The organism is Streptomyces sp. MMG1121, assembly GCF_001280015.1.
Taxonomy (GTDB): Bacteria; Actinomycetota; Actinomycetes; order Streptomycetales; family Streptomycetaceae; genus Streptomyces.
Genome location: NZ_LGDV01000238.1, coordinates 73456 through 87942, shown reverse-complemented (window position 1 = coordinate 87942; position 14487 = coordinate 73456). Strand labels below are relative to the sequence as shown.

17 protein-coding genes and 4 pseudogenes are annotated in these 14487 nt (G+C 68.2%); 9 read left to right on the top strand and 12 right to left on the bottom strand.

Annotation, left to right across the window (positions count from 1 at the left end):
* Window positions 1-79: 79 nt before the first annotated feature.
* Both ADK64_RS36795 and ADK64_RS44140 read right to left on the bottom strand, forming a co-directional pair.
* Window positions 80-658, bottom strand: a complete 579-nt coding sequence (locus ADK64_RS36795) for a TetR/AcrR family transcriptional regulator (protein ID WP_053666427.1) — start codon at window positions 656-658, stop codon at window positions 80-82.
* Window positions 659-828: 170 nt separating this feature from the next.
* Window positions 829-1563: pseudogene (locus tag ADK64_RS44140) on the bottom strand (helix-turn-helix domain-containing protein); the annotation flags it as partial.
* A gap of 143 nt (window positions 1564-1706) precedes the next feature.
* Here ADK64_RS44140 and ADK64_RS48005 point away from each other — a divergent pair.
* A pseudogene (locus tag ADK64_RS48005) lies at window positions 1707-1924 on the top strand (IS5/IS1182 family transposase); the annotation flags it as partial.
* A gap of 49 nt (window positions 1925-1973) precedes the next feature.
* On the opposite strand, the gene ADK64_RS48000 reads toward ADK64_RS48005, so the two are convergent.
* The gene (locus tag ADK64_RS48000; protein WP_234384885.1) at window positions 1974-2336 is read right to left on the bottom strand and encodes a hypothetical protein; all 363 of its coding nucleotides are present in this window, start codon (window positions 2334-2336) and stop codon (window positions 1974-1976) included.
* On the opposite strand from ADK64_RS48000, the pseudogene ADK64_RS36780 reads away from it, so the two are divergent.
* A pseudogene (locus ADK64_RS36780) lies at window positions 2320-3258 on the top strand (glycoside hydrolase family 3 C-terminal domain-containing protein); the annotation flags it as partial. The gene ADK64_RS48000 and the pseudogene ADK64_RS36780 sit on opposite strands and share 17 nt — an antisense overlap.
* Before the next feature lie 350 nt (window positions 3259-3608).
* Here the strand turns inward: ADK64_RS36780 and ADK64_RS36775 are convergent.
* From ADK64_RS36775 to ADK64_RS47995, 3 genes are all read right to left on the bottom strand, one after another.
* The gene (locus tag ADK64_RS36775; RefSeq protein WP_159046426.1) at window positions 3609-4589 is read right to left on the bottom strand and encodes a tetratricopeptide repeat protein; all 981 of its coding nucleotides are present in this window, start codon (window positions 4587-4589) and stop codon (window positions 3609-3611) included.
* 95 nt (window positions 4590-4684) lie between these two features.
* Window positions 4685-5605 carry a transposase gene (locus ADK64_RS36770; RefSeq protein WP_234384862.1) on the bottom strand — a complete coding sequence of 307 codons (921 nt, stop codon included), beginning with the start codon at window positions 5603-5605 and terminating at the stop codon, window positions 4685-4687.
* 46 nt (window positions 5606-5651) lie between these two features.
* The gene (locus tag ADK64_RS47995; RefSeq protein WP_234384861.1) at window positions 5652-5921 is read right to left on the bottom strand and encodes a hypothetical protein; all 270 of its coding nucleotides are present in this window, start codon (window positions 5919-5921) and stop codon (window positions 5652-5654) included.
* Between the two features lie 407 nt (window positions 5922-6328).
* Between ADK64_RS47995 and ADK64_RS36765 the strand changes: the two genes are divergently transcribed.
* Entirely contained in the window at window positions 6329-6529 is a 201-nt protein-coding gene (locus ADK64_RS36765) for a hypothetical protein (protein ID WP_053666422.1), read from the top strand.
* A gap of 68 nt (window positions 6530-6597) precedes the next feature.
* Here ADK64_RS36765 and ADK64_RS36760 read toward each other — a convergent pair whose 3' ends face one another.
* Window positions 6598-7074: a hypothetical protein gene (locus ADK64_RS36760; protein ID WP_234384860.1), complete on the bottom strand. Its 477-nt coding sequence runs from the start codon at window positions 7072-7074 to the stop codon at window positions 6598-6600.
* Here ADK64_RS36760 and ADK64_RS49285 point away from each other — a divergent pair.
* Both ADK64_RS49285 and ADK64_RS36755 read left to right on the top strand, forming a co-directional pair.
* Complete coding sequence (locus tag ADK64_RS49285; protein ID WP_420713097.1) at window positions 6958-7335, top strand: transposase; 378 nt, start codon at window positions 6958-6960, stop codon at window positions 7333-7335. The genes ADK64_RS36760 and ADK64_RS49285 overlap by 117 nt on opposite strands.
* Before the next feature lie 150 nt (window positions 7336-7485).
* Complete coding sequence (locus ADK64_RS36755; protein WP_420713090.1) at window positions 7486-7986, top strand: NUDIX hydrolase; 501 nt, start codon at window positions 7486-7488, stop codon at window positions 7984-7986.
* Between the two features lie 345 nt (window positions 7987-8331).
* Here ADK64_RS36755 and ADK64_RS36750 read toward each other — a convergent pair whose 3' ends face one another.
* A complete protein-coding gene (locus ADK64_RS36750; protein WP_053666420.1) occupies window positions 8332-9303 on the bottom strand; it encodes a phosphotransferase family protein in 972 nt (323 codons plus the stop codon).
* Between the two features lie 717 nt (window positions 9304-10020).
* Between ADK64_RS36750 and ADK64_RS36745 the strand changes: the two genes are divergently transcribed.
* Window positions 10021-10281 carry a hypothetical protein gene (locus tag ADK64_RS36745; RefSeq protein WP_053666419.1) on the top strand — a complete coding sequence of 87 codons (261 nt, stop codon included), beginning with the start codon at window positions 10021-10023 and terminating at the stop codon, window positions 10279-10281.
* A 67-nt stretch (window positions 10282-10348) separates the two neighbouring features.
* Here the strand turns inward: ADK64_RS36745 and ADK64_RS36740 are convergent, their stop codons facing one another.
* On the bottom strand, window positions 10349-11248 hold the full coding sequence (locus ADK64_RS36740; RefSeq protein WP_053666418.1) for an alpha/beta fold hydrolase: 900 nt from the start codon (window positions 11246-11248) through the stop codon (window positions 10349-10351).
* An 85-nt stretch (window positions 11249-11333) separates the two neighbouring features.
* On the opposite strand from ADK64_RS36740, the gene ADK64_RS36735 reads away from it, so the two are divergent.
* Both ADK64_RS36735 and ADK64_RS36730 read left to right on the top strand, forming a co-directional pair.
* Window positions 11334-11924 carry a TetR/AcrR family transcriptional regulator gene (locus tag ADK64_RS36735; protein ID WP_053666417.1) on the top strand — a complete coding sequence of 197 codons (591 nt, stop codon included), beginning with the start codon at window positions 11334-11336 and terminating at the stop codon, window positions 11922-11924.
* Window positions 11925-12124: 200 nt separating this feature from the next.
* Window positions 12125-12811, top strand: a complete 687-nt coding sequence (locus tag ADK64_RS36730; protein WP_053666416.1) for a hypothetical protein — start codon at window positions 12125-12127, stop codon at window positions 12809-12811.
* Window positions 12812-12820: 9 nt separating this feature from the next.
* Here the strand turns inward: ADK64_RS36730 and ADK64_RS36725 are convergent, their stop codons facing one another.
* Window positions 12821-13183: a transposase gene (locus ADK64_RS36725; protein WP_053666415.1), complete on the bottom strand. Its 363-nt coding sequence runs from the start codon at window positions 13181-13183 to the stop codon at window positions 12821-12823.
* Between the two features lie 3 nt (window positions 13184-13186).
* Window positions 13187-13444, bottom strand: coding sequence for a hypothetical protein (locus ADK64_RS36720; protein WP_053666414.1), 258 nt, complete (start codon window positions 13442-13444; stop codon window positions 13187-13189).
* Here ADK64_RS36720 and ADK64_RS47990 point away from each other — a divergent pair.
* Window positions 13402-13605: pseudogene (locus ADK64_RS47990) on the top strand (IS701 family transposase); the annotation flags it as partial. The gene ADK64_RS36720 and the pseudogene ADK64_RS47990 overlap by 43 nt on opposite strands.
* A gap of 151 nt (window positions 13606-13756) precedes the next feature.
* Here ADK64_RS47990 and ADK64_RS36715 read toward each other — a convergent pair.
* A complete protein-coding gene (locus tag ADK64_RS36715; protein WP_053666413.1) occupies window positions 13757-14485 on the bottom strand; it encodes a TetR/AcrR family transcriptional regulator in 729 nt (242 codons plus the stop codon).
* Between the last annotated feature and the right edge of the window lie 2 nt (window positions 14486-14487).

Sequence of the window (14487 nt, the reverse complement as noted above, 5' to 3'; positions counted from 1 at the left end):
GCACCTCTGAGCCTTAAGGCGAATGCTTTGTATTAAGCAGCCTAGGTCGATGCCGCACTGAAACGCAAATATTTAGCTTTTATGTGCCCGGAGGAGGCGCGGTGTGTCCGAGTGCCGCCGTCACCAGGCGGCCGACGTACGCCTCGGACAGGTCCGAGGGGCGGAACAGGATCCGGTACATCAGCGGGGCGACGATGACGTCCAGCAGCGTCTCCACGTCCGGTACGGCCTCCCCGCGCCCGGCCGCGCGCACGCCGATGACCTTCAGCTGCTCGGCGGCGTAGTCGGAGCAGCGGGCCGCGTTGCCCTGCTCGGGGTCGCCGAGCAGGGCGTCGCGGATGTACGTACGCCCGGCCGTCGAGGACATCTCCTCGGCGAACTGCTCGGTCCACGCCTCCAGGTCCGCCCGCAGGCTGCCTCGATCGGCCGGTGGGGCGTCCGGGCGCAGCCGCTCGACGGCCACGTCGGACAGCAGTTCCCGCAGGTCCCCCCAGCGCCGGTAGACGGTGGACGGTGTGACCCCCGCACGGGCCGCGACCAGGGGCACGGTCAGTGCATCCCGCCCCACCTCCGCCTCCAGATCACGGACAGCCTGGTGCACGGACTGCTGGACGCGGGCACTGCGCCCGCCGGGGCGTGTGGTCGCACGGGCACTCATGGGGACACTCTAACGCGAAGAAGTTGCGTCTGGCTGGACGTCGGCTGTGGCCGGACCGTCACGAGAGCTGATCCCGCCCGACCACGGCGCGGCGCCGGCACGCAACCCGGACGGTCCGGCCACCGTGCTCCTGCATCGGGACCACTTCCAGCGCGCCGCCGCCGATGATGGTCGTAGGCGGCGAAGAGGTGGCGGACCTCGTGCGGGCCTGTGTAGGTCGCTCGGCGTCGGGGTCTGGGCTCGCGGTCAGGGTCCTTGTGCCGGCCGGTTCGTTCGGTCCAGTGTCGGCCGGGGTGGGGCTGTAGGTTGAGCGGCCCGAACTCGTCCATGCAGAAGATGACTTCGGGTTCGCCGTCCTCGTGTACGACCTCGCCGTCGGCGATCGCGTAGAGGTGTTCGACACGGGCCGTTTGGCCGCGTAGTCGGGGTCTCGTGAGGTCTTCCAGGTCTTTATGCGTTGAAAGGAGACGTCTTCCGCGCGGAGCAGGATGCGAAGGCCCTCGTGGCTGGTGTCGTCGACCGTCCCCTCGGCGACCAGGAAGTCGGCCAGCTTGGCCAGGCTCCAGGTCGAGAACGGCAGGCCGTGCTCGGCCGGCCTGGACTTGGCGATCTCTTTGATCCTCCCGGCGTTCCGGGAGGGGCAAAGTTCTCGGCCTGCCGCCTTTGTACTTCGGGTAGAGCGCCTCGAAGCCGTCGGCGCTGAAGTCGTGGATCACGTCCCGGACCCGGTCAGGGCTGGTGAACGTCACCTCGGCGATCTTCCCCACGGACTTGCCCTGCGCGGATAACAGCACCATCTGCGCACGCCGCCAGGTCACTGCCGAGCCGGTACCCCTGCGGATGGTCCGCAGCAGACGTCTGCCCTCAGCGTCATCAATCTCCCGGACCTGCACGCGTTCCGCCACGTGATCATCCTGGCCGTCCGGTACCACCCGGCGCAGCACTCCAGCGAGACATCACCAGAGGGCGAACGTTGCTTGATGCGGCACCAGCCCGTGATCCCCAGGTACTCGCGCCGGGTGGTGACCAGGGCGCGCCAGCGTTCTGGTCAGCGGCGTTCTACTACTTCGGCCTGTGGCGCGAAGACGGTCTTGACCGGCGGGGATCCAGGAACTCCTGTGCTACCAGGTGCGGGAGAGAGCCCGGCGATTGGAGGACCCGTCCCTCGTGATCACCGACGCCCAGTCCGTCCGAGCGGCCGCCGGTGTCCCGAAGACCACGACGGAACTGGACGCCGACGCCAACTTCCGTCCCCGGGAAGTCGGTTCATGCACGGGGACCAGCCCGGTGAGGTCCTGCCCCGACGACGATGACGTCAGCGTCCACGGTGGGTGCTCCCTGCCGTGCCGGACCGGGTTTCGGCCTCGGAGAGTTCGGTGGCGATGGTGTGCAGGCGTGCGGCCGGCAGCAGGCCGACCGCGAAGGCGGCGATCTGGAGGAGGGCGAGGTCGGCGGCCATGCGGGCGAAGAGGCCGTCGAGGAGGGTTGCGAGGTGTTCCCTCAGAACGGCCGCTGCCCCGGGGCGCCTGAGCAGGTCGCACAGGGGGACATGGACGCTCAACGGTCCGGTGGGGAAGTCCTCGGGACGCGGTGGTGGCTGCCGTGACGCCTCTGCCTGCGCCCGCTGCTCCCGTACCAGGAGGTGCTCGGCGGTGACCGGCCTAGAGGCGGGGCGCACCGTCGAGGTCAGCCTCCTCCACCGCGCTCCGAAGGTGTCGTACGGGCCGATCCGCGGCGTCACCTTCGGTCTCACCCACCGAGACCCCGAACGCGACGAGGACGTGCTGATCGAAGAGGCCGTCGCCGCCGCCCGCGCCGCCGACACAGCCGTCGTCGTGGTCGCCACCACCGAATGCGTCGAATCCGAAGGCTTCGACCGGACAAGCCTCCGTCTGCCCGGCCGCCAGGACGAGCTCGTCACCCGCGTTGCCGCCGCCAACCCCCGTACCGTCGTCGTGGCCAACGCCGGGGCTCCGGTCGAGATGCCCTGGCGTGAGGACGTGGCCGCCGTCCTCCTGACCTGGATCCCGGGCCAGGAGGGCGGTGCGGCCCTCGCCGACGTCCTCCTCGGCCGGGAGGAACCGGGCGGCCGGCTGCCCACCACATGGCCCGCCCGCCTGGAGGACGCACCCGTCACTCGCGTCACGCCCGAGGACGGAGTCCTGACGTACGACGAAGGCATCTTCGTCGGCTACCGCGCCTGGCAGCACGGCGGCGTCGCACCCGCCTACCCCTTCGGCCACGGCCTCGGCTACACGCGTTGGACATACGAGCGCATCGAGCTTCGCGACCGCACCGTCCGGGTCCAGCTCCGGAACTCCGGCGACCGCCCAGGCCGCGAAGTCGTGCAGCTCTATCTCGCGCCCGCCGAAGCCGGACCGCCCATCGAACGGGCCCGGATGTGGCTGGCGGGCTTCGCGAACGTCGTCGCCGAGCCCGGCGAACCGGTCGTCGCGGAGATCGATCTGCCGGCACGCGCCTTCCAGATCTGGGGCGAGTCAACCGGCACTTGGACCACCCTCCCTGGCCACTACACCGTCCACGTCGGCTCCAGTCTGGAGTCGCTCCCGCTCGCCACCACCGTGAACGCCCGGTCCTGACCTCTCCCTCTCAGACCGCCCGGGACCGGTACCTGACACCCGGTCCCGGGCATGGAACTGGACCTGACGGGAGCCGGTTCCCCCACACTGCGGGTCACGACAACCGGGGCGGCAACGAGCACGGCATACACGCCTTTTCGATTCCCTGGCCAGTATTTCCAGGGCGTGGATCCGCTCCATGGGCGAGGTCTCTTCCTGGCGGGCCAGCTGCGAGACGTGGCGTACGGCTGTGTAGTCCCAGACCGCCAGGCGATCCTCGGCATCGCCGCAGTCGAGATGCAAAGCAGCCGTCAGGTCGGTCACAGACTCAAAATCTCACCCGGAGATCCTTGTGCGCCATGCGGGTGTAGTCACCGGTTTCCTTCGTCGCCTCGGATCTGCCAGCGGGACGTGGCCGGATTCCAGACCAGACGGACTCGTCCGCGGTCGGGCCTCTGTGCGGTCAATTCGTTGAGATCGAGGCAAGACAACGCTCGCAGCGCGTCGTCCGTGACGTTCGACCAGAGGTACAAGGTGATGCGCTCGTCGGGATCGTCCGCGATGAGCAGCGTCGCCGCGCTGTCGGCGGCGGCCGGGCCAGGTGCTCGGCGGAGCATGCGTCGGACGATCTCGCGCGCCTTACCGTAAGCATCCTCGGCGACCTTGGACACCAACGCCTGCACGAAGGGGATGACGGCGGCCGTGACCACCGCAGTCACCGCAACTGTTCCCGAGGCCGAGCGCCGGAAGAAGAGGGCGGAATTCATATTCCACTCCCAGTCCCGGATACTGTTGGCCTTGTCCCGCTCGCGGCTCGCCTCGTCGACGCGGCCCTGTGCCTCCAGAAGATCAGCGAGATCGAGGCAGGCTTGATGTCGTGGTCCGAGGCCGGCGTCGACGGGCTTCGCCCAGTGCCTCTCTTCGGTCTCGGCAGTGCGCAGCCAATGTTCCGCCTCGCGGAATACGCCACGGTCGCGCAGTTGGCGGCCAAGTGCCAGCGCCGCATCCGCCAGCCCCATCTCGGCAGCGCGCCGAAGCCACCTCTCGCGCTCCTCGGTGTCCTGAGCGGTCATACCGGTCACATACATGGCCTGGACATGCCCAGTTTCGGCAGCTCGCTGGTGCCAATACTCGGCTTCGTCTGCCCGCTGTCCGGTCATCAGCTGGGCGAGACGGTACATCGCTTCCGGTTCGCCGGCCTCAGCAGCTTTGCGAATCCACCGCTCTGCCTGGCTGGTATCGCGGCGTTTCAGGCTGTCAGCCAGATGCATCATTGCGCGTGTATCGCCGCAGTCAGCAGCCTGTTCCAGACCGGAATCCAGATCATGCGGCGCCCCGTGATCAAAAGCCATTGAACGCACCTCCCGCCCGGATCGTACGGACGCCCGCTTCGCCCCATCGGGGAACCCGCGAATCCGTGACCGCGGGCGTTCCAGACGACCTTTGGTCACGGTTCTCCTAGGTGCGTGGCCCTGGGATTCTCAGGTCCACGGGGACCCGGCATGTGAGTCGTGCGGCATCTGCCTGCCTGGTCCGGAGGAAGGCCGCGACGCAGAGGCGCGACGGCCGTCTTGACCCGCTGGTAGTGGCCGCAGTAGCCCTCGGTGACAAGTTCTTGGTGCAGCACTGTCGCGCTGTGCTCGCCCTCCTTTTCCCAGCGCAGACGCAGGTACTCCATGTATGGATCGAGGCTCGTCGGTCGGCGTGGGCGGGTCCGCCGTACGCACTCGTCCCAGGTGGCGGCCTGGGCGTACTTGCGCACCGTGCGCCAGCCCAGGCCCAGCTCGCGAGCTGCCGCGTTGATCGAGCGGCCAGTGTCGGTCACCGCGTGCACCGCCTCAAACAACCGCTTGGCGTGGCGACGGGCGGGTGTATCCGCTCGTTCGGACGGTGCCCTCGCGGACGGGCCCTGCGGTGCCGGTTCGGGATCGGGCAGTGCGTTCGGCAGGCAGCCGCGGTGGGCGGCGGCGATTTCCACCACCCGTTTCGACAGCCCCTGCCAGAGGTGGAAGCGGTCGCTGACCTGGACCGCGTCCGGGGCGCCGTCGGTGATGCCCTGCCGGTAGGCCAACGATCCGTCCCGGCAAACAACCTCAACTCCGGGATGCGCGCGCAGCCAGGCAGCCAGCTGCTCGGCGCCGCGTCCCGCCCACAGCGCGATCGGCAGCCGGGTATCAGCATCCACCAGCAGCGTGCCGAAGACGTGCGCGTACAGCGCGAAGTCATCAACGCCCAGCACTCGCGGAGTCGTTGCCGACGGCAGCGGCATGCGCATCAGGTGTAACAGCACACCCGTACGCGACAGCGTCACGTTCACGATCTGCGGCAGCCGGGCGCCGCCCCGGCCGGCGAACAGCAGCCCGGCCATCTCCACCAGATGCGCAGCAACGGAGTGCGGCGCTGGTAGCGCACCGTCACCCGTCGACCTGCTCGGCGAACGTCCGGCGACCGCAGCTCGGGCCGTCACTGAACAGCCGCCGCACTGACAGGCCGATCAGCAGCGGGCGACCACCGACGGCGTCATCAGCCAATGTGCGGGTATAGCGGCTGTGCACCAGCACTGAACCTCGGCCACAATCCGGACAGGCAACCATCGACTCGCGAGTGCGGGCCGAGATGCAGATCGCGGTGCCCTCCACCCACACCCGCTCCACCAGCACCGCATCGAGGTGCGGAAACACCATCCGTACGAGGTCATCACACTCGCTGACAATGCCGGGAAGTGTGACGGAGCGTCACCAGCGCACGGTCGCACACCCCGGCCTCATGGAAATCTTGTCAGGGTCGAAAGCGGTTCTGGCCGCGATTGCGTGAATCCCCAGGTCAGGGCATGAATGGGGGAACGTTTCCTCTGGGTATCGCCCGATGGGGAGCTTGGTTCGGGCTGCCCATCGGGTACAGGCTCATTCCTCCTGCGGGAGGGGCCTGCCGTGAGAAGAGGGATGTATCGATGACCGTTTCTGCGCGCATGGCAATCGCTGTGACGGCCGCTGTGATCAGTAGTCTTGGCACCGTCGCAACGACAGCGCAGGCAGCCACCGACAGTCACAGGCCCGTGAGGTCAGCCGCCCCGGCGGGGCCACATGACAACGTGCCCACCCCGAGCTGCTCCGACAACAACAACACGGTTCCATGCTGGGAGTACCAGACCTGGTACTGGACCTACGACAACTGCAACAAAGCGGGCACCAGCGCCGTAGACGCGGACCGGGGCAAGTTCGACAACCACGTTTGCGCCCTCACCAGCAACGGCGTAGGCGTGGGGCTGTGGCTGCACAAGCTCCACGACTGACCACACCCCGAGAGCTGAGACGGGCGCGGCCCCGATTGGAGGCCGCGCCCGCTTTCTGTTTGTTCCGCTCAGGAGGGGAGGAATCCCGGCTTCTCCCTCCCCAGCTCTTGCAGGTTCTTCAGGTAGCCCTGTGCTGTCGGTTCCTTGTTGCAGCGCAGCCTCATGACGGCCGCGAGTTCTCGGCTGGTCATGATGAGGGAGGGGACGGACTGCCGGTCGTCCTGTAGCGCCCGCTCGCCATGGATGAGGGCTTGTTCGAGGTCACCCTCACGTGCTGCGGTGACTCCGAGCGTTACCCGTGCTCCGGTGCTCCGCATGGGGGAGCGTTCCGTGCCGTCGAAGTCCGTTCCGGCGCGTAGAACCTCTTCCGCGAGTGTCCGGGCAAGCTTGTCCTCGCCTACCAGCCGGTAGCAGTTTATCGAGTAGAAATCGAACTTGGCGGGATCCACCACGAAGAGGACGCTCACCGAGAGCCAGGACCAGCGGCTGCTCCAGGTCCGGCTCGCCCGCCCGGACGTCACCCGGGCCTGCGACCTCGCCCGCACCTCGCCGACCAGGTCCGCCAGCAACACGGATACCTCCTGCTGGATTGGATCCGGCAGGCCGAACAGGACGCACCGAAGCCCATGAAGGGCTTCGCCGGCTTCTTCCGCCAGGATCTCGACGCCGTCACCGCCGGACTCACCGTGCCATGGAGCTCCGGGGTCGTCGAAGGACATGTAAACAGGGTGAAAACACCCAAGAGGGCTATGTGTGGCCGAGCTTGGTTCGAACTCCTCCGGGCCCGGATCCTCGCCCAGCCGTGATGCTCTGGTGAGCCTGAGCACGATGGGTGTCGTATTTGCACGACAACTGTCGTCATCCGCATGCGGCCTCCTGGTGCAGGTGCTCTTGGGTCGGCCTCTGTGGGGCGCCGAGAAGCGGCGTTGTCGGTGGGTTCTGCCAGGGTGTGCTTCGTGGATGAACTGGTGGAGCGTGTCGACGGTCAGGATCGTGTGCTGGGGGTGGTCAGCCGGCGGGAGGCCGTGCGGGAGGGCTGGCTGCATCGGGTCGCTGTGACGGTGTGTCGTGATGCGCGTGGCCGGATCCTCGTCCACCGGCGGTCGGAGCAGCTGTCACGCTTCCCCGGGCTCTACGAGGTCGTGGTCGGTGGTGCTGTGGATGTCGGCGAGTCCTATGAGCAGGCTGCCGCGCGGGAGCTGGCCGAAGAGCTGGGCATTCGTGGCCTGCCGCGCTTGCTGTTCACGTTCCTCTACCGCAGCGGCCTGAGCCCTCACTGGCTCGGCGTGCATGAAGCCGTGGTTCCGGACGCTGTGGTCCCCGATCCTGATGAGGTCGCCTGGCATGGCTGGCTGACCGAGCCGGAGCTTCACTCGGCCCTGTCGGAGTGGCGCTTCACTCCCGACAGCCACGATGTCTTCAACCGGTATCTCGCGTTCCGGACCGCGCAGTCCTGAGCTCTCGCCCCTTCGATCGGGCCCCTCGGCCCAGGGAGTGTTGTTCGGCTCGGGCCCGGGGGGTCGCGAGGCGGTAGGAGTCGGTGCCGGTCTCGATGATGTGGCCGCCGAATTCGCGCAACTCACCTGCAAAGCCAGTTCGGCGAACTGCTCACCGGCTGCACCGGTGCCAGGCAGAAGCGCGGTACTTCGGCGCGGACGGGGGAAGGAATCGGAGCGCGTCCTGCAGGTGCTGGAGCGCCTCGCGCCCGACGCCGGGCCCGAAGTTCCCCAGGGTCTGCTCGATTCCCCACTTGGTTGAGCGATAAATGATGAGGTCGGGGCCGTGCCCGGAACCGCCTTGGCTCAGCCCAGCGCGTCCATCAGGGAGGTGACATAGGCATCCAGCCGCTCCTCCACGGCTCGTGTCGTCAGCTCGTTCCGTCCTGCCTCCCGCCACGGCTGCGCCACCCACTGCACTTCCTCCGAGAATGCCAGTGGCTCCCGCACCTGCCAGTACAGCCGTTCGTCCGCGTCCGCGGCCAGCATCCCGCCGGCCTCCTGGTACGCCGCGGTGAAGCGCAGGCCCCACGCCGGGCCGTGCAGCAGCGCGAGATTGGTGGAGCAGTGCGCCACGTCGAGGTCCGCCGGACCCCAGGAGGCTGCCGCCCAGTCGACGACGCCGGTGATCCGGGCACCGACGGCACCGGCCGGGTCCCCGGGCGGTAGGTCAAACAGCACGTTGCCGGGCTGGAAGTCCCGGTGCAGGAACCGCCCTTCGGAGCGCGGCGCTGGCTTGCGGATCACATCGATCGCGGCGGCCCAGACCGCGGCGTCGGCACCCTCGGGGGGCACGACCGTGTCGGCGGTCGTCAGCGTCACGTACTCCCGGGGCCGGACGGCCGGCCGCACCGCGTGGACCGCCACGAGTTGACGGGCCAGCAGGGGCAGGCGCGTCTCCAGCCCCTCGTCGTCGAGGACCGTCCGGCCCGGCAGGTGGGTCATGAGGAGCGAGGGGTACTCGCAGTGCGCGGCGGTCGGATCGACGGCGACGAGCCCGGGAGCCGGCACGCTGGCGCCGGCGAGCGTGGTCAGGGCGTCGGCCTCCCTGTGCAGGAGGTCCTCGGCCGGCCCCTGCCGGGTCGGGTCGACAAAGGAGCGCAGCACCAGGTGCCGGGTGCCTCCGTCCCACGTGCCGATGGTCAGTCTCCGCATGTCGGCGGTGGCGCCGCCGTGCAGCGCCTCGGCTCCGACGACCCGCTCGCCGGCCTCCAGGTGCTGGCTCACCCAGGCCAGTGTCAACGGTCGGACAGCCGCCGCCTCATCATGATTGGTCACCGTGCCACCTCATCATCCGGACGGCGGCACGCGCGAACCCTTACAGGCCTGTCCGCAATTCAGCGTGCAGGTGGTGGGTGGAGAAGTTGGGTGAGCAGGTCTGTCCGCCCCCATAGCGAGGGGTGGGGAATTCCTAGGTTCTGACCGCGGTTCCGCGAAGGATCTCGGAGTCGCTCTCACCCGGTGCGGTCAGTCCGGAGCAGCCTGGTTGGATGAACGCATGACGGATGGGTCGACGCCAGGGCTGATGCGTTCTCAGCCAGCGAGATGAACTGATCGCGTGTGTACGCGTCGCTGCGGACGCTTTCCCCGGTTCGCCATTGAGCGGTGTGCATCGTGAAGTCGCAGGTCACGGGTCTGGTGTGAATGGCGAGTTGGGTACTCGTGGCGGTCGGCGGCCGATGACCATGGTGTAGATCATCGGGCAGGTCCGGTTCTGGCGGGATGCCGGGTTCGGCTGCGCCCACGACCGGCCCCCGCCTACGATCCGTCAGCAGGTCGGCACACCGTGAGAACGCGGGAGGGCGCGGGGGATGCAGGAGCGGCAGCGGATCACCGCCCGCCGGAGCGAACTGGATGCTCTCGCCGAGGAGTTGGGCAAGCAACTCCAGGAGGCAGGCCGAGCGGCACGAACTGGCGATCGCGGAGCGGAGTGTTGAACCGCCTGGCCGAGCAGGCCCGGGCCGATGCCGGGCTGTCGCTCCGGCATCGACGAAGGTGGCCGGGCGGGCAGTCCTGCTCATCCCGCACCGCGGCGACGCGGCCGACGAGGGCGGGCTGCCCGGCGACTACCGCAAGATCCTGGCGATCGTCCGGGAGGCGGACGGCCCGGTGCAGGTCAGGGCGGTCGGCGAGCGGCTGGGGCTGGACGCCTCGGTACACGGCAAGCTGGAACCTTTGCGGGCGAAGATGACCAAGCTCGCCGCCCAGGGCTGGCTGCACAAGCGGGGCGACGGGCGGTTCACGGCACGTCCGTAGGCGCGTGGGGCGGGCCCGTAACTGACGGGCCCCCGACGGCAATGGGGATCGCCCTCCTGCTAGAGCACTAATGGCCGCTGAAGAAGTCGGTGAGGGCGGCGGCGACGGCCTCGGGCTGCTCCTCGGGGATGTAGTGACCGGCGTCGGGCACGATGACGCCGGTCACGTTCTCGGCCCACGGGCTGATGGAGGCCGCCATATCCGGGATCGAGCCGTGGCTGCTGGAGATTCCGAGGACGGGCGCGGTCAGCCGCCGTTGCTCGAGTGCCGCGCGGTTCTTGCGCGCGGACTCGGCGGCGTCGCGGTAGTAGGCGAGGCCGGCGCGCAGGCCGCCATCGACGGCGAGGGCTGCGCCGTAGTGGTCGAGCTCTGCTTCCTCGAACGCGTCGGACGTGAGGGACTTGGTCTTCAGGAACCAGCTGATGTACTCCCGCTCGCGGCCGGCTATCAGCGTCTCGGGAAGATCGGGCACCACGTGGAACGCGAAGTGCCAGGTCTTGAACGCCAGAGTCGGGTCGAGAGGGATCGCTTCCGGCATGGTGATACCGGGAATTCCGGCGTCGAGCAGCGCGACCCCGTGCAGTCGGCTCTCGTAGTTCAGGGCGAGGGAGAAGGCGACCCAAGCGCCGATGTCGTGCCCGGCGAGCCAGTAGTCCCGCACGCCGAGAGCGTTCACAGCGGCCTGGATGTGCGCGGCGACCGTGTGCGTGTCGTAGCTGAGCTCCGGATGCTCGGAATTGCCTTGGCCCGGCCGGTCAATCGCTATGACCCGGAACCGATCGGCGAGAGCAGGCATGACCTTTCGCCAGGCCCACCACGTCTGCGGGAACCCGGTGAGCAGGACGACGACCGGTCCGTCCGGCCGACCGCCTTCGACGGCGTGCAGGCGGACGCCGTCGGCGTCGACCCAGCGGTGCGTGAATCCGGCCAGGTCATGCAGGGGCAGGGCGGGGACGGGGTTGGTCATGGGAATCCTCCATCGAGGCGGGTGGACCGTGATTCGACGCTAGCACGTCTTGAACTGATCAGTCCAAGATGGGAGGATGGGCCGCATGGCAGGCAAGAAGCGGTTCGACATGGACACGGTGCTCGACGCCGCGATGATCCAGTTCTGGCGCTCCGGCTACGCCGACACCTCGCTCGACGACCTGTCCCGGGCGACCGGCCTGAACCGCAGCTCGATCTATTCCTCGCTCGGCGACAAGGACACGCTCTTTCTTCGCTGCCTGGATCGCTACGCCACGCGCTACGGCGACAAGTTCGACGCCGCCCTCTCGTGCGCGGCCGAGGACCCCGTCGCCGCCGTCCGTGCGTTCTTCGATGTCACCCTGGGGCGCATCGCCGACCCCGCCGTGCCCGACGGATGCCTGATGGCCCAGTCGGTCATGGCGAGTCCGGCGCTGAGCCCGAGCGTCGCAGAGCATGTCAAAGAGTTGTTCGGCCTACAGCGCCCGCGCCTGCGCACCGCGCTGAAGGCTGGCGGAATGTCCGACGAGAACGCCGAGGACTTCGCCGTACACGTAGCGGCCGTGAACCAGTCTCTCGCGGTGATGGGTAGGGCCGGGTCGAGCCCGGAGCAACTCCGGGCGATCGTCGGTGTGACCGTCGACGCGCTCGCGCGGGCGCTGAGACCGGTCGGATAGCTGGCATATCAAATTCATGGCTACGCTGCGGAACCTGGCTATCGGACTCATGCGCCAAGCAGGCTGGACCAACATCGCCGCCGCAGTCGATCACTACCGGTCACGCCCCCAGCACGCAACCGCCACGCTCGGACTCACAGCTTGAGAACGCATCGCCCCTGGGGTCGACGCTCACCGACGCGTTTGGTTCCGCGGAGCACGTGCGTGGTCTCCTGGACCGGTTCGCGGCCGATCCGAGCGGTGAGTGGTCCGAGGTGATGGACCATCTGTGTCCGCAGCTGGACACAGCCTTCCCCGCCAGCTACGCAGCGCTTCCACGGCTGGCCGATATCGCGATCGCCTGCAGCCCGGACGATCTCGCCTGGGTGCTGCTGGCAGCCGGAGCGACAGCGTCCTGTTCGCCTGGGCTGTCGGAGTCCGACAGCCCTCTGACGGTCTACTCCGCCCCGATCGGAGTTCTGAACCGTCTCACCGATCGCCGTCTGAGCCGCACGGTCGAGGCTGAGGAGTACGTGAACCTGCTGCAGGCCCTGCTCTCCTTCGAGGGCGTCGAGATCTGGGATCGCTGCCTGGACGGCCTGCAGAGCGGGGAGTACGAGGTCGGCTGTCCCTACTGTGGCGTCAGCATGTTCATCGTGATCGGACAGGAAGAGTCGTTCTGCTGCAGCGACGACTACGCGTTGGGCGAGGCGGAGAAGTTGCCGCTCCAACCGATGCGAACCCAAGACTTGGACGGACTGGCGCGGAGGTTGTTCACGCGAGCGCTGGCGGACGGGCAGGCGGGCCTGGCTCACGGCATTGCGTTCCTGTTCGGACGAGCCGTCTGCTCGGACTGCGGGACGGACTTCTCGGTGGCGGAGCGGGTGGTTGCCGGTTGGATTCCGTGACCGACCGGGCTATGCGTCAGCGAGGATTCGAGTTCGCAGTGGTCGGAAACCGGCTCGGCCGTATATGGCCCTCTTGATCGTTTTCGCGCGATGGACATGGCCTTCGACTTTGCCCGAGCTCCATTCGCGGGTGAGGCCGGCGGTGACGGCGTCGAGGTCCTGGCGGAGGAACACGGCGAACTTGGCGACCGGGACAACGTCGGATTGTTCGGCCCGGCGGATCCAGGCGGGCAGCAGTTGGCCTCGGCGTTTACGGACGAAGTCGGTGAAGGCCCGGGCGAGGTCACACGCCCGGGCGATGTCCGGACAGGCGAGGCGTGCCTGGTCGAGTTGCTCGATCTCCTTGGTGCTGAGGCGGTCGCGGGTTCGCATAATTCATGCGGTGATCCGGGGCGGGCTCGGGATTTCCGCTGGTACGGCTGGGGCCGTGCCCGCTTGCAGGGTTCGCAGGTAGGCGGCAAGTGTCGAGTAGCCGCCGGGGAATCCGCGCTCGCGGACCTGCTGGAACAGCGTCCGGCCGTTGGTGATGCCTGCGGCGTACTGCTGCTGCAGGTACGGCTTGAAGGCGTCCGACTGCTCGGTGCGGCGGTCTCGCCGTCGTCCGCGCCGACGAACACGCCCGCCGAGCCACACCCGACGACCTGGTCCCGCTGTCCTGCAACGAGATCCAGCGCCTGTTCATCACGGTCATCGTCCAGCCGTTGCACGACATGGCTCACCGACTCGGCTGGTCCGACTGGCGACGCCGCCATCAGCGGCGGTCGCGCACCAGCCGTTACCGGCGGCAAGCCGCATCCCGGAGCCGACCGCGGTCTACCTGTCATGGCCTCAGCGCTATGACACCGACCCCGCACACGTCCGGCTACGCGATCTGGCGCGGACCGCGTCGGCGCGTAACCCGCACCTTTAAAGATCTCTAGTTGGCGCGTTGGCGCTGCCGGATCGTCAGGGCCGGGCCGGGAGGTTGGCCTCCCATCCGTCGAGGAGTCGTTCGAGTCCCAGTTCGAAACCGCGCTCGGCGCTGTCGGCCGCGTGGGGAAGCTCAGCATCACGAATGACCCGGGCGAGCAGTGGATGGCGGCCGCTCTCGACGACTTTGTCGAGGTAGGGCGCATGGGCGTCCATCCATTGCTGGATGCTGACTCCGGAGCGTCGGACGGCTTCCTGCTGGGCGAGCTCGCCGATGACGTAGCCGCGGACGAAGGCCTGCAGCGTGTTGACGACGGTGATCATGACGTCGATGTCGAAGCCGAGGGGATCGAGGGCGGTGAGTGCGCATTCCGTGGCATCGAGGGAGTTCGGTCCAAGCGATGGGCGCCCTGCTGCGAGGGAGGCCATCCAGGGATGCCGGTGGATGGTGGCCCGGGAACGATGGGCCAGGCTTCGCAGGTCGCTGCGCCACTCGCCAGTGGGGGCAGGAGGGCCGCCGTCCTCGGCCGCTACGGCGTCGAGCATGAGGTCGAGCAGGTCGTCTTTGGACGCCAGGTAGCGGTAGAGCGAGGCCGTGCCCGTTCCCAGTTCCTTGGCGACGCGCCGCATGGACAGTGCCTCGATGCCCTCGGCGTCGGCGATCGCGATAGCGGCGTTGGTGATCTCCGTGCGGGTGCGTGACGGCGCGGGGCCTTTCGCGGCCCGCTCCGGCCGGTTCCAGATCACCGTGTGAGCGTCGTCCATCG

Excerpts from the sequence above, each read along its gene's own strand:
- ADK64_RS36715 (WP_053666413.1), bottom strand. The coding sequence starts at position 14,485 with ATGGACGACGCTCACACGGTGATCTGGAACCGGCCGGAGCGGGCCGCG.
- ADK64_RS36740 (WP_053666418.1), bottom strand. The coding sequence starts at position 11,248 with ATGACCAACCCCGTCCCCGCCCTGCCCCTGCATGACCTGGCCGGATTC.
- ADK64_RS36725 (WP_053666415.1), bottom strand. The coding sequence starts at position 13,183 with ATGCGAACCCGCGACCGCCTCAGCACCAAGGAGATCGAGCAACTCGAC.
- ADK64_RS47995 (WP_234384861.1), bottom strand. The coding sequence starts at position 5,921 with ATGGTGTTTCCGCACCTCGATGCGGTGCTGGTGGAGCGGGTGTGGGTG.
- ADK64_RS36770 (WP_234384862.1), bottom strand. The coding sequence starts at position 5,605 with ATGGCCGGGCTGCTGTTCGCCGGCCGGGGCGGCGCCCGGCTGCCGCAG.
- ADK64_RS36795 (WP_053666427.1), bottom strand. The coding sequence starts at position 658 with ATGAGTGCCCGTGCGACCACACGCCCCGGCGGGCGCAGTGCCCGCGTC.
- ADK64_RS36775 (WP_159046426.1), bottom strand. The coding sequence starts at position 4,589 with ATGGCTTTTGATCACGGGGCGCCGCATGATCTGGATTCCGGTCTGGAA.
- ADK64_RS36735 (WP_053666417.1), top strand. The coding sequence starts at position 11,334 with ATGGCAGGCAAGAAGCGGTTCGACATGGACACGGTGCTCGACGCCGCG.